This window comes from Parasalinivibrio latis (assembly GCF_036825535.1).
In the GTDB taxonomy this organism is placed as follows: Bacteria; Pseudomonadota; Gammaproteobacteria; order Enterobacterales; family Vibrionaceae; genus Parasalinivibrio; species Parasalinivibrio latis.
In genome coordinates this window covers 763,171-776,100 of sequence record NZ_CP098813.1, presented here as the reverse complement: position 1 = coordinate 776,100, position 12,930 = coordinate 763,171, and the positions used below count along the sequence as shown (strand labels likewise).

The following is a 12,930-nucleotide window of genomic DNA, read 5'->3' as shown; positions in this document are numbered from 1 at the left end:
CTTAAGTGTAAGAGGACCTATCATGAAAGTACGATATTTTTCAACTGCATTATTGTTGTCTTTTTTTCCGCTTTTATCTCAAGCGGAAGATAATATAAATTACAGTAAAATCACAAACGATAAAATATCACAAGGAAGTATTGAATACTTTATCGAAGGAAAAAAAGGAAAAGGAAATAAAGCGAATATCGTAACTGAAGACGGACTTTTTTACAATGACTACTATTTAGCCGTATTTGATGGAGCAACAGATAAATCAGGCGAAAAATATGATGGCAGAAAAGGCGGCAGAGTAGCAAGAGATATTATATACAGTGTTTTCGCAAGCCTGCCAAAAGGTTTATCACCCGCAGAAGTAGTGCGAGAGATAAATACCAGCTATCAGGAGTTTTATAAAAAACACCCAAATATTGATTTCAAAAACAATCCGTTGTTCAGACCGACATCGACACTTGTCTGGTACGATCTTACCAACAACACTCTGGCCAGCATCGGAGATTCAAAAGCACGTATTGATGGAAAGCAATACGGGGAAACAGAAAAGCTTGTAGACGTGTTAAACAGCGAACTTCGTTCATTTACCCTCAAGACACTTGGCCTGAGTGAAGATGAAATAAAAAGCAAAGACTGGGGAAGAGAGTACATTCTTCCTTTGCTGAGAAAGCAATATGATTTCCAAAACAATGTTGATGCACCAAAATTATTTCAATATTGGGCAATAGATGGGTTTGATGTGCCGGAAGAAAAAATAAACACCTGGCATTTTTCGAAATTACCAAACGTCATTGAGTTAAGCTCTGATGGATATTTTTATCCGGAAAAAAGCAGTATTGAATCTTATGAAGAGTCTCTGTTTTCTGTCATTAATAGTGACCCTTTAATGATGAATGAACACAAGTCGACAAAAGGAATCAAGGATGGCTATGTGAGCTTTGATGACAGAGCTGTACTCATCTTTAGAAAACCCCAATAATCAGTACTCTACATTAAAATTATCTCATATGGCCGCAACTGACTGCCTTATCAATTCATCATTGAAAATTCGGTTGTGGCCAAATTTAGGATACTTTTAATTTAAAAGTCTACTTTGCATATTATTCTTCATACAGCATTGAAATGTTGGCGTAAGTTTTATTAAAGAAAATGTACAGATGACTCATCATACGACATATTAAAATAAGCAATTTTGTTCAAGCCAGGCCAGAAGTGGCACGCTACACTGTCTTCCTTATCGGGATTAGCCTACGATGGATTAAAACGGTAAAGGGCGATGAAACAGGACAACCAATTCCAGTTTGTAAAAAACCGCCAGTTGGAAAACGTCACTGCGTTACAGGCGGAGATGAATGACTTCAGTTACGGCAAACATGCCCATGAGGAGTATTCCTTTGGCGTCACCCTTGCCGGAAGACAGGATTTTTTCTCCAGTGGCGCTTTTCACCGCAGCGCACCCGGCAACGTTATCGTATTTAACCCAGGCGAAGTTCATGATGGACACGCCGGAACCCCTGACACCCTTCACTATCGAATGCTCTATATACACCCGGATCAACTTGAGCCAATGCTCGCCATTGCCGGGATCAGGCCAAACAAAGAGTTTCAAATTTCGGACAATCTTATTCAGGACCCCACCCTTCGGGGACATATTCTGTCACTGTCCCAAATGACTGAAGCCCAGAGCGGAGACAAACTGGCTCACGAGAGTGCACTTTTCCAATTGGCTGAACGTATTGCACAGCTTTATAGCCGGTTTGAACCAAGCTGTACAATCAGCCGCCCGGACCGCCTTCTCCGGCAAAGCCGCGAGTTCATCCATGCCAGCCTGACAAAAAACCTATCACTGGATGACCTATCCCGTGAAGCCGGTATTTCGAAATACCACTACCTTCGCCTTTTCCGCCAGCAGTTCGGTATTACGCCGCACCAGTATATTCTCAACTGCCGGATAAACCGTGCCAAAGAGGCACTGGAAAACGGGGCAGATATTGATGATGTCGCATTCGATTATGGATTTTCTGACCTCAGCCACTTTAACCGGCGCTTCAAGCCTATTTATGGCATGACGCCTAAGCAGTACCAGCAACTGTTTCTCAACGCCTGACCGGCAACCCAACCCAGAATCCAAAGGCCACTCACTATGGTTGAGATATTCGCGTATGCCTTCGGCATTATGTACACCCCCGGCCCTGTGAACTTGCTAAGCCTTGGAGCAGGCCTGTCACACCCTTACCGGGTATTGCTCCCATTTTGTGCCGGTGTTGCCCTGGCGATGTTGTTTCTTTTTCTGCTGTTTGGCTTCGGCGGTGCCTTGCTTATACCTGAAAGCCTCCGTCCGGTTATTAGCCTGATTGGAGCAGGGTTTATCATCTACCTGGCGGTCAAAATCATCCGTTCCACCGTCAAAACCGACACGGTCCGGGAAACCGACTTACCCGGCTTTAAATTTGGCTTTTTTATGCAACTGCTCAACCCCAAAGCACCTATCGCGATCCTGCCAATCACCACAGTGCAGTTCCCTGCTGCGAACATTGAGGGAATGATGATTGTGGTATGGTCAGTCTCTTTAGCGCTCCTTGCGTTTGGCGCTCCGTCCAGCTATGTATTTCTAGGAACCCGACTTGGAAACCTGATCCGCAGCCCCCTGTTTTTCCGGGTGCTAAATATCAGCCTCTCTATGCTGCTTTTAATGGTTGCCACTGACATTCTCTGGCAACAGGTGTGGATGGCATGGGTATAAATTAGGGATTGCCTTTTAATGCTGTGAATGCTGTATTTGGGGAAAGGACATTTTACAGAGTCAGGCAGAACACTACGGATGAGCATAACCATACTGGATGGCGGCATGGGGCGGGAGCTCCAGAGAATGGGTGCCCCTTTCCGGCAACCGGAATGGAGCGCCGAAGCGCTGATTAAAGCACCGGATGCAGTAAAGAAAGCCCACCAGCACTTCCTGGAGGCTGGAAGCAGTGTAATTACCGTTAACAGCTACGCCTGTGTCCCCTTTCATCTGGGTGAAGAACGGTTTCGGGATTGGGGGGATTCGCTTATCCACCTGGCAGCAGAAATTGCCCGCCAGTCTGCGGATGAATACGGCCCTGCCAGCGTTGCCGGCTGTATCCCGCCACCACTTGGCAGTTACAAGCCGGAATTGTTTAACCGGGAAACTGCATTGCCAATTCTGTCCAAGCTGGTTAAGAATCAGGCTCAGTTCGTTGATCTCTGGCTGGCTGAAACCATCAGCTCCATTGCTGAAATGCGCGCCATCGCTGAGGTTTTGGAAACCTCTACCCTGCCAAGGTGGTTTGCATTCTCACTCAGTGATCAAATTGAAGAGGGCAAAGAAGTACCAACTTTGCGTTCAGGCGAACCGGTTGAGCAGGCTGTTAATGCGGCGCTGGAAGCCGGCGCAGACGCTGTCTTGTTTAACTGTTCAGTCCCCGAAGTGATGCTACCCGCGCTGGAATCTACGGCAAAAACACTCTCGGCTCAAAATATCAATGGGATCCAGCTTGGTGCTTACGCCAATGCATTTCTTCCCATCAATCCGGGGCACAGTGCCAACCTTGCATTACAGGAAACCCGGGAAATCACAACCGGTGAATACCTGCATTTCGCCCGTCAGTGGTGCACTGCAGGGGCAACCATTGTAGGAGGATGTTGCGGGATCACCCCGGCACACATCACTGCGCTGGACGCGTTGAACAACAGCTAAAAGACAAATACAGGACGTGTAGAGAAGATGCAGGATTACCGCATAACGACAGATCTGAATGAAATGGACTTCGAAGCCATCCATGGCTTTCTGTCAGAGAGTTACTGGTCAGCTGGGATACCGAAAGCAACACTTCGCAAAGGGCTGGAGAACTCCCTGTGCTTTGGCATTCTGGATGGTCAAAACCGGTTGGTTGGTTTCGGCCGCATGGTGACGGATAAGGCAACCTTTGCTTATCTCGCCGATGTGTTTGTGGTTGAGGCCCACAGGGGAAAAGGGTTGAGTAAATGGTTGGTATCAACCATCCAGGCACACCCAGACCTTCAGGGGTTGCGGCGCATCATGCTAGCAACAGGTGATGCACATGGTCTCTATGCCCAATTTGGATTTGAAGCCATTGCCCAACCAGAGATACTTATGCAGATTTGGCAGCCGAATATATACCAGTCAGAGCGCCTGGATACCCTGGAGTGATTTTACATTTCCCTACGCATATTCTCGTTCCACCGTGTAAGCAGTACCGCTGTGCTTCGGTGAACGAGTAAAAACGTCTGGCATCTCGGTACAGATTCTCGGGGTAACCCTATAAATATGGAACCATTCTTTCCATTTTTGATAGCATTGTGTTTTTATCCATATTAATCATATTGTTAATATAGATTTTAAACATGCATACCCCAGACAACTATTGATAGTCACGCCCTTAATTAACATTCCGCGATAGCAAATTCACTCAATTTATGTATTTTAGAAAAAAAGCCAAATGCTATTTGGCATATATTTTCAAAATCATAATTCTGTACGACGCTCAGATTTACCGTTCTGCATAATTTCCGGTACGGTCAACATCTCAAGACTATGTTTATTTTATATTCACAATATGGCATTCACTGGCTTAGAGCCGTTGCCCTTGCCAACGATGAACTGTTCCCACCTGCAACCGCTTTGGGCTAAATTCGCCCGGTCTCCTAATGTGGGGGTAACTCAGCCTTGTCTGCTTCCAGGCGATTTTGGTTATGGAAAGTTCTAACGATAGCACCGACTTCAACTGCTGACAGGCAAACCCCACCCTACACGTAATCGACACCATGCACACTCCCGGGCAAAAGCTAAAGAGTGGCGAAAATGAAAACCGAAGAAGGTATTAAAACCATCGTTGGTTTCATCAAAGCCAAATAGAAGCTGAACCTCAGCAAACCGGTCTGTGCATGCCTTCTTACCCGGTTTCCTTTTCTCCAGGTTTTCGGTTTTATATTTCAGGTAATCCGTTAAACATGCTCCAAAATACATTCAACATTTCCAGCCAACTGACAGACCGACTCACAACCGCAGATAAATACCGCAAACTTATCAGGCTTGCCCGTAAACGCCGATACCTTATTCCGGCAGGCTACCACAGCATTGGCGAGTACCATGGTTCGATATATGAATGCGAATGGGTATCTCCCTATACGAAATCGGCCAGCAACTTGAATGCAGATGTAATGATCATTCTGAAGGACTGGTGTCCGGATGAACACCTCTCAGGTCCCTTAGTTCCTGCACTTGTCCGTCACGGACTGGATCCTGCACTGCCAACGCAGGACATGCTTGAAAAACTGTTGAACACACATTTTCAAATCCACCTTTGTGACACCTTTTGTACAACACTTTTTCCGTTCGTAAAGCCGGGGGCATTTTGTACCACTATCCCAGAAAAACTCCTGATCAATTCCGCATTGGATTTTGCACTGCCGCAAATCAAAGCTATCCAGCCGAAACTGGTTATCGCCATGGGACTGAACGTTTACAACGCACTGGCAAAATCAAAGGGCTTGCCCTTAGCAGAAACACTGGAGGAAGCCATAAACAACCCTTTTCAAATCCCACTACCATCCGGTGAATGTTCCATCGTATATGCACAGTCACATATAAGGGGTGAGGGACAAAAATCGTTAGCAGAAATAACCATGGATTGGATTGCTATGAAGGAGTGTATCAACCTGAGTTGGGCAGAATCGATTGGAATAAATGATTAAAGAAAAGGGCAATATTGCCCTTTTCTTTCAACAGTTACTGACACTTAAACACCGATATATGTTTCGGCAGGCCGGTGTCCGTAAATTGCAGGTTCCACACATAGCGGCCACTTTCCGGCAGGGTTACTGCTGTATCCTGCCCGTATCCGCCTTTTTTCAGGATACCGGTTTCCGTTGGCTTTAGAGTAAGGCCGTCTGCCGTAAATTGCGGGTTCCAGCTGCTCGCTGCAAACTGCATTTTGTAGGCACCGGCGTTTTCGTCGATCACGGCCTGGTAGGTGTTATTGCCGCGATAGCTGAACTGGCGTGAAGCGATATGCTTCCACCCGGAATCGGCAAAATCCCCCACTACGTAAAGTGTCTCCTGCTGTGGCTGTTTACCCTCAACCACCGGGTTATCACACTGGGCCAGGAAGCCGTCACCGGTCAGGGTCTGCTTGGCTTTGTCCGCCACCGTGAGTTTGCCCGGCTTTTCAATAAGCAGGTAACGCGCCTGCCAGCCTTTCATTGGGATGGTGTATTTCCCGCTTACCGGCTCAAACTGCTCCCCGGATAGCAGGTCTCTCAGCACGCCTGATGAACCTGCCTGTGTTTCGGTCAGCGCCAGCGTCTGAGCACCTTTTTGCGTACTGACCGCATAAAGCAGCGACTCACCCGGTGATGCCTTGTGATCTACATAGAGCCCTTTCTCCGCGACAACCGCCGTTCTCTGGCCTTCGGAAAGTGCGTTGTGTTTCTCGCGGAGCTTCATCAGATCTGCGATATAGGTTTTGAACGCTGCCTGATCCGGGTTCAGCTCCGCTGTCACCCCGTCAATACGGGCACTGGTGCGGGATACGTGGTCATCGCAGTAACCCTGGATGGCACAGTTGTCCTTGTCCCACTTCTGTGCAAATTCCGGCACTTCATCACCGATTTCTTCACCGTAGTACAGGGTTATCGGGCCGGTGTAAGCACCGAGGAATGAATAGGCCGCACGCAGCCTTTGCCAGTATTCTGCATCGTCTGGGTTAGCAATGTTTCCGCGCTGCAACAGATCGCCGGGGCGCAGTACATCATGGTTTGCCAGCATCAGGTTTGGCTGGGCGTGCGCCGGGTAAACGCTGTGAAGATCCATCCCTTCTGAGAGCCAGTCACCGCCCCGGCCGCCCACACCACTTTCATTAACTGCAAAGGTTTCCAGCACCCGGTATCGCATCGGGAAGTCAAACGCTGAGCACAACGCAGGCTGATCATCGCTGCCATAACCCGTTCCGGTAATAGTGATTTCGTTGTTCCAGATTTCCGCCACCATATAACCCAGCGGGTGGACATTTTCGCCCTCTGGATTTTTGTAGGTAACGGACTGGCTGGCTTGTTCGACAGCACTACGGATTTCCTGCCAGTATTCCACCGGTACTTGATAGGCCTGATCCAGTCGCCAGCCGTCGATACCCAGCTCTTTCACCCACCAGGTTGCCACCTCTTTGTAAAATGCGAGGCTTTCCGGGTAACTGACCGGGTTACTTTCCCCTGCGGGTAACAAGCCGGACGGGGAAGGCTTCACGTTGCCTTTGTGGTGGCCGAATACACCGTCAAAGAACACGTACAGCCCTTTAGCATGGGCTTTGTCCACCAGCTCTTTGGCTTTTTCCAGCGTTCCGAAGCGCGGGTCGATACTGAAATAGTCACTGGCAAAATAGCCGGTGGCATCCAGCCTGTCAGCCCAGTGGTTCTGCCCTTCGACCGGGATGGAATGGAAGACCGGCGTCAGCCAGATCGCATTCATTCCCAGCGATTTGATGTAATCGAGCGAATCAATCACACCCTGCAGGTCACCGTTGTGGTGACTGGTACCGTAGCCGGTGCCGTGACCAATACTTGGGTCGCCATCCACAAAACTCTCAACCATTACTTGGTAGATACGCAGGTCGTTAGCTTTTTGTTGGAAAGGGGCTTCGCAACGTTGCGCTTCGGTAAGTGGCGCGGCGGAAACGGAGGCCGTGAGCCCGGCAAAACAGGCGGCTATCGCCAGGGCAAGATGTCCTTTTTTCATATTATTTCCTTTTTGTAGGGATTTTCGACCGTTCTATTTTTCGCCAAACCGGGAAAGGAAAAATCATCTTCAAGAAGGGAAATATGGGCGTAGAAAGGGGCGTAGTTCCGAGAACATGCGCCCCACAAATTTGGCAGTAATGAACGCTGGAGGCTAACTGCCCGAAAGCCTTAAACCGTCACCCGATGTTCGCATGCCCCCATCGACCAACTGAAGGGTCGCAAATTCCCGGTATAGCGGGCTGCTGTCCATCAGTTCATCGTGTGTACCACTGGCAACAAGCTGGCCCCGGTTCAGCACCAGAATTCGGTCGGCATTTACCACGGTTGCCAACCGGTGGGCGATAATCAGGGTGGTCTTGCCTTCCATCAGCGTATCCAGTGCCTGTTTAACGTGGTGTTCACTCACCGCATCCAGCGCGCTGGTTGCCTCATCCAGCAATAGCACCGGGCGGTCAGCAAGGATAGCCCGGGCAATGGCGATACGCTGTTTCTGCCCGCCGGACAACCTGACCCCGCGCTCACCCAGTTGTGTCTGGTATCCATCTGGCAATTCCCGGATAAATTCATCAGCCCGGGCGGCACGGCACGCCTCCTCGACTTCTGCTTCGGTTGCATCCGGGCGGCCATAGCGCACGTTTTCCAAAACAGAAGTAGCAAAAATCACTGACTCCTGCGGCACCAGGGCAAATTGCTTGCGGAGCTCTTCAAGGGAGACGGAATCGACCGGCTTGCCCTCCAAGGAAATCTCCCCGCCCTGCGGTTCAAAGAAGCGCTGCAACAACGCAAACACCGTACTTTTACCTGCACCACTAGGCCCCACCAGTGCAACCCTTTCACCCGGCCGGATATCGAAGGATAGCTGATGGAATACCGGGGCTTCCTTCTCACCGGGATAGGCAAACTCAACCTGATCAAATGAGATTTCTCCCCGAACCGGCGTCGGCAAGGATTTGGGAAGCACGGGGTCAACAATATCCGGCTGCGTTTCAGAGAGTTCAATAAGCCGCTCGGTTGCCCCCGCTGCACGCTGGATATCCCCAATCACTTCACTGATGGTTGCGACGCCACCGGCGACCAGCACGGCATAAAACATAAAGGCGGAGAGCTCACCGGCAGAAAGCGTTCCCCCCATCACACTGTGCGCCCCGACCCAGGTCACCAGCACAATGGCAACAATACTGAGCAGCATGACTGACGCAATCAGCATTGCCCGGTAACGGATCCGGCCCCGGGCGGCTTCCATAACATCTTCCACCCGGCTGGCAAACACCTTGTTATCCCGGGATTCATGGCCGTAAGACTGTACAGTGCGGATTTCGTGGAGGGATTCATCGACATGCGCGCCAAGGTCGGCCACCTTGTCCTGGCTCGCCCGGGCAAGGCGACGCACCTTACGCCCGAGTACGCCAACCGGCACAAGCACCAAAGGCACTGCAAGCAACACAAGGCCGGTCAGTTTCAGGCTGGTAAAGCCCATCATCACCATCCCGCCGATAACCGACACCCCAGAGCGTAAGGCCATGGAAAGGTTGGAGCCGACCACGGTCTGCAAAAGGGTGGTATCTGCGGTAAAGCGGCTGATTACCTCGCCGGTACGCTCACGGGCAAAGAACGCCGGGGAAAGCTGCAATAGCTGGTGGTAAACACGAAGCCGGATGTCGGCACTCACCCTCTCCCCCAGCCAGCTCATCAGGTAAAAACGGCAAAATGTAGCGGCTCCACTCAGTAAAGTGATACCCAGAATAAACAGCACAATCTGGTTCAGGCGCTCGGTACTGCCCGAGAGAAAGCCTTCATCCACCATCAGCCTGACACCCTGCCCCAGTGCCAGCCACGCAAGGGAGCCGATAAACAGAAAGGCAATGGCGGCCACCACTTGCTGTCGGTAAGGCCGGAGGAATGTGCCAATCCATTTCAGGACAGTCGGGGTCGCTGCGCGGGAGGCTTCAGTCACGGGAAGATCCTTTTACCGTTAAAGACGTGTTTACCGTATCAGATACACCTCAACGCGGCGAGGGGTTCATTTGCCGTTAATTACGTTCCGGCTCAATAACGTAAAAAAGCCGGATTCCATCCGACTTTTGTATTTCGCAGCGATGTTAACCCGGTAGAGGCTATCTGCCGTACGTCTGTGCAATATATCCTTCAAATGCCGCGCACATTTCATCATCGGACGACGCCCGGTTTGATGCCAGTTCCCTGTCTCCGTCCACCACTCGGATTGTGGCATTCAGCGGCGCAGGCTCTGCCTGTTCCCGACTTGCCAGTGCGTCAATCTTCTGTTTCTGGCTAGCCCAGGCGTCTTCTGGAGAAAGGTTGCACACATCGGCAAGGTACTTGGCGTTAAAGCCTTCACCGGTGAGGCTCTCAATTGTCTCGTTGTGGGAAAGGCTGTTGCCCGGATTCCAGTAGTGTTTGGCCAGCAATGGGCCAATTTCCGGGTTATCGGTCAGGAAACCAAACTTCTCGGTAAAGTATGCCCGGGTCTGGTATACCGCCATATGTGCCAGCAGGTAGCCCTGATAAGAACAGGCCGCCTCATCTGATAACAGGTGCGGAATCGCCATCAGCGGACGCGGGCTGCATGCCAGGCCAAGGATGGATTTTTCCGTATCGCGAGCCAGTTTTGTTACACGCTCCGGTGTCAGTTCTTCATCGCTCAATTGGTACAGCGCCCGCTCAAAGTAGGGCACCACCAAAATGCTGCGCTCTTCGTAGGCTTTAAATGGCTGGCGGCTGTTTACCATCGCCTGGATAACCGCATCCGGTACCGGGTTACCCTCGGCATCCAGTGCGTACAACTTCAGCCAGTCGGCATCGGTCAGCAGGCTGTCACAGAACATCGACTGGGTTTCAGCATAGGCCATTGATGTTGGCGCAAACTCTTGCGAAAAACACGGCGCATTCATTTTCACATTGGCAAAGTGTGCCGCGTGCCCACCTTCATGGAACAGGGTATTGATGCCGTCATAGCCACTTCCCACCTGATCCGGTTTGGCGTTGCTGGTGAAATTCACCTTGGCAGCAACCCAATCCCCCCGGTCATAGAAAGCCGGTACCGGTCCGTGACAGAAACCGTTCTGGTATTTTCCCTTGCGATCGAGAAGATCCAGCGTCAGGTCAGCACCGGAATAATCAATGTTCAGGCGGCCAAATGACTCGATCCAACGACGCAGGGATTGGGAAAACGGGACATAAGGGTCGAGGTCACGCATCACATCCCCGGCGAAGGAGAAGATAAAGTTGTGGCCGGACAGCGCATCCTCACCTTTTTCTGTAGCTAGATTTTTCAGGCTCTGCAGGTGAGAATCCCGGGTACGCTGCTCAAAATCATCAAGTATGGTAAACAGTTGCTCCGTGGTCATCTGCTCGGTTTTTACCACCGAGTAATCGAAGAAGTTTTTGTACCCGAGTGAGCGCGCAAAGCGGTTGCGGAGCTTAACCAGTTCCAGGAAACCATTTTGCAGCAGCCACTGTTCCAGATCGAGAAACGCCTTGTGGGCAGACTGGCGAACCGCTTCCTGGTCATTGGTACGGATTGCCGCCCCCAAAACCGGCAACGAACCCTCTACGGTTTCACCATGTTCATCAACAAACGTCATCACATGGTTCTGTTTTTTCTCAAAAAGCGCTGCCTCGAACTTAATGAGTTCCGCTTTTAGCCTGCGCGCTTCTTCCGCTTCAATCGCATGAGCTTCAAAGGTGGCCAGCCAGCCTTTGAGGCCAGTAAGTGTGGCCTGCTTTACATCGGCATCGCTGATGGAACCGGCCGCTTCAATCTGTGCCTTGATTTCCGCAATCCGTGAGGCATCGCTCAGGAAGTCTGTCCAGCGGGTCTGCGCCTCTGCCGCACCGGCATGGTCATCACTGGTGCCCATGTAGGTATCCCAGAATAAATCTTCCTTGGTGCGGTGAATGGCAAGGTAGCTGGCATTCAGTTCGTTGAGAAATTGGGTGGCTGACATGAGGGTTCCTTAATGGTTGATGTTTTTGGAAGCCTGAAAAGAACAAAGGGCAACCTCAGTTACCCTTTATCTGGAGCTTAGCCGTATTTTAGACCTTAAACCGGCTGCTTCAGCGTTTCGGTGTAAGGAGGCCAGCCCATTGGCTTACCGGCCAGCATGTGCAAGTGAATATGGAATACCGTCTGGCCAGCGTATTCATTACAGTTCATCACCACGCGGTAGCCGTCTTCTGCCACGCCCCACTCTTTCGCCAGTTTAGCCGCAGTGGTAAACAGCTTGCCTACCAGCGCTTCATCATCCGGCTGGATGTCGTTAATGGTTGGAATGCATTTTTTAGGGATGATCAGCACGTGAACCGGTGCCTGAGGGTTGATATCACGAAACGCGAGAACGTTGTCGTCCTCAAAAACGATATCTGCCGGGATCTCACGATCAATAATCTTGGTGAAGATGGTGCTCATCCTGTCTCCTTGCCTGTTGTCGGCCTGTTATTCTTTATTTGCGTTACGCCATCATACTCCGGGATTCGAGACAGGGGAACGCTTGCCACTGCACGGTACTTGCGGCGAGGTAATATTTGCAGTGTTGGAACACGCAAGGACAACGCAACACCATAAAAAGGAGCACGCCATGGCTGAACACCCTGAAAAAACGTATTCCTATCACGGCGGATGCCTCTGCGGTGCTATCCGGTATGAAGTTGCGGAAATTGAACCGGCGATGGGCCATTGCCACTGCTCTATGTGCAGGAAGTTTCATGGCGCAGCATTTGCCACTTTCGGAGAAGCCAAAGCCGAAAACTTCCGCTGGACTGCCGGTGAACACCTTCTTAAAGCCTATATTGCCCCCAACGGCACAACCCGCCAATTTTGCAGCCAGTGCGGCTCCAGCATAACATTTGAACCATCTGACTCAGACGGTTCATTGGTCGAATTTGCCCTTGGCACTTTGGAAAGCGATATCCCCCAACGCCCGGATGTCCATATTTTCACTGCCTACAAAGCCGACTGGTATCAAATTACTGATGAATTGCCGCAGTTCGGGGAAGGGAGGGAGTAGCCCTGCGCTTATTTGTCTTACGCCCTTGCTGGTTACAGAGCCCCCCAGATACCAAAAAAAAGAGGCTGCGGACAGCCTCTTCCTTAAGTCCGCCAATCCCTTCTACTTATTTGGAAGAGGCGGCTAAGGCAAGCAGAGA

Annotated in this window: 11 protein-coding genes; 7 read left to right on the top strand and 4 right to left on the bottom strand. The window is 50.6% G+C overall.

Annotation, left to right across the window (positions count from 1 at the left end):
* The first annotated feature begins 22 nt into the window (after nucleotides 1-22).
* The 6 genes from NF212_RS20540 to NF212_RS20515 all read left to right on the top strand — a co-directional run bounded on the left by NF212_RS20540 (nucleotide 23) and on the right by NF212_RS20515 (nucleotide 5,730).
* Entirely contained in the window at nucleotides 23-973 is a 951-nt protein-coding gene (locus NF212_RS20540; protein WP_434362780.1) for a hypothetical protein, read from the top strand.
* Between the two features lie 297 nt (nucleotides 974-1,270).
* Nucleotides 1,271-2,101, top strand: coding sequence for an AraC family transcriptional regulator (locus tag NF212_RS20535; protein WP_434362778.1), 831 nt, complete (start codon nucleotides 1,271-1,273; stop codon nucleotides 2,099-2,101).
* A gap of 36 nt (nucleotides 2,102-2,137) precedes the next feature.
* The gene (locus NF212_RS20530; protein WP_434362777.1) at nucleotides 2,138-2,737 is read left to right on the top strand and encodes a LysE family translocator; all 600 of its coding nucleotides are present in this window, start codon (nucleotides 2,138-2,140) and stop codon (nucleotides 2,735-2,737) included.
* A 78-nt stretch (nucleotides 2,738-2,815) separates the two neighbouring features.
* Nucleotides 2,816-3,712 (top strand): homocysteine S-methyltransferase family protein, encoded by an 897-nt coding sequence (locus NF212_RS20525; protein WP_434362775.1) that lies wholly within the window; start codon nucleotides 2,816-2,818, stop codon nucleotides 3,710-3,712.
* 27 nt (nucleotides 3,713-3,739) lie between these two features.
* Nucleotides 3,740-4,186 (top strand): GNAT family N-acetyltransferase, encoded by a 447-nt coding sequence (locus NF212_RS20520; RefSeq protein WP_434362773.1) that lies wholly within the window; start codon nucleotides 3,740-3,742, stop codon nucleotides 4,184-4,186.
* Between the two features lie 800 nt (nucleotides 4,187-4,986).
* Nucleotides 4,987-5,730, top strand: coding sequence for a hypothetical protein (locus NF212_RS20515; protein WP_434362771.1), 744 nt, complete (start codon nucleotides 4,987-4,989; stop codon nucleotides 5,728-5,730).
* A gap of 34 nt (nucleotides 5,731-5,764) precedes the next feature.
* Here the strand turns inward: NF212_RS20515 and NF212_RS20510 are convergent, their stop codons facing one another.
* From NF212_RS20510 to NF212_RS20495, 4 genes are all read right to left on the bottom strand, one after another.
* Nucleotides 5,765-7,765: an alpha-amylase family glycosyl hydrolase gene (locus NF212_RS20510; RefSeq protein ID WP_434362770.1), complete on the bottom strand. Its 2,001-nt coding sequence runs from the start codon at nucleotides 7,763-7,765 to the stop codon at nucleotides 5,765-5,767.
* A 153-nt stretch (nucleotides 7,766-7,918) separates the two neighbouring features.
* Nucleotides 7,919-9,721, bottom strand: coding sequence for an ABC transporter transmembrane domain-containing protein (locus NF212_RS20505; RefSeq protein WP_434362768.1), 1,803 nt, complete (start codon nucleotides 9,719-9,721; stop codon nucleotides 7,919-7,921).
* 160 nt (nucleotides 9,722-9,881) lie between these two features.
* The gene (locus NF212_RS20500; protein ID WP_434362767.1) at nucleotides 9,882-11,732 is read right to left on the bottom strand and encodes a M3 family metallopeptidase; all 1,851 of its coding nucleotides are present in this window, start codon (nucleotides 11,730-11,732) and stop codon (nucleotides 9,882-9,884) included.
* Nucleotides 11,733-11,827: 95 nt separating this feature from the next.
* Nucleotides 11,828-12,193: a histidine triad nucleotide-binding protein gene (locus NF212_RS20495; RefSeq protein ID WP_434362765.1), complete on the bottom strand. Its 366-nt coding sequence runs from the start codon at nucleotides 12,191-12,193 to the stop codon at nucleotides 11,828-11,830.
* 169 nt (nucleotides 12,194-12,362) lie between these two features.
* Here NF212_RS20495 and NF212_RS20490 point away from each other — a divergent pair, with 169 nt between their 5' ends.
* The gene (locus tag NF212_RS20490; RefSeq protein ID WP_434362763.1) at nucleotides 12,363-12,791 is read left to right on the top strand and encodes a GFA family protein; all 429 of its coding nucleotides are present in this window, start codon (nucleotides 12,363-12,365) and stop codon (nucleotides 12,789-12,791) included.
* The last annotated feature ends 139 nt before the right edge of the window (nucleotides 12,792-12,930 follow it).

Excerpts from the sequence above, each read along its gene's own strand:
- NF212_RS20540 (WP_434362780.1), top strand. The coding sequence starts at position 23 with ATGAAAGTACGATATTTTTCAACTGCATTATTGTTGTCTTTTTTTCCG.
- NF212_RS20535 (WP_434362778.1), top strand. The coding sequence starts at position 1,271 with ATGAAACAGGACAACCAATTCCAGTTTGTAAAAAACCGCCAGTTGGAA.
- NF212_RS20530 (WP_434362777.1), top strand. The coding sequence starts at position 2,138 with ATGGTTGAGATATTCGCGTATGCCTTCGGCATTATGTACACCCCCGGC.
- NF212_RS20525 (WP_434362775.1), top strand. The coding sequence starts at position 2,816 with ATGAGCATAACCATACTGGATGGCGGCATGGGGCGGGAGCTCCAGAGA.
- NF212_RS20520 (WP_434362773.1), top strand. The coding sequence starts at position 3,740 with ATGCAGGATTACCGCATAACGACAGATCTGAATGAAATGGACTTCGAA.
- NF212_RS20515 (WP_434362771.1), top strand. The coding sequence starts at position 4,987 with ATGCTCCAAAATACATTCAACATTTCCAGCCAACTGACAGACCGACTC.
- NF212_RS20510 (WP_434362770.1), bottom strand. The coding sequence starts at position 7,765 with ATGAAAAAAGGACATCTTGCCCTGGCGATAGCCGCCTGTTTTGCCGGG.
- NF212_RS20500 (WP_434362767.1), bottom strand. The coding sequence starts at position 11,732 with ATGTCAGCCACCCAATTTCTCAACGAACTGAATGCCAGCTACCTTGCC.
- NF212_RS20495 (WP_434362765.1), bottom strand. The coding sequence starts at position 12,193 with ATGAGCACCATCTTCACCAAGATTATTGATCGTGAGATCCCGGCAGAT.
- NF212_RS20490 (WP_434362763.1), top strand. The coding sequence starts at position 12,363 with ATGGCTGAACACCCTGAAAAAACGTATTCCTATCACGGCGGATGCCTC.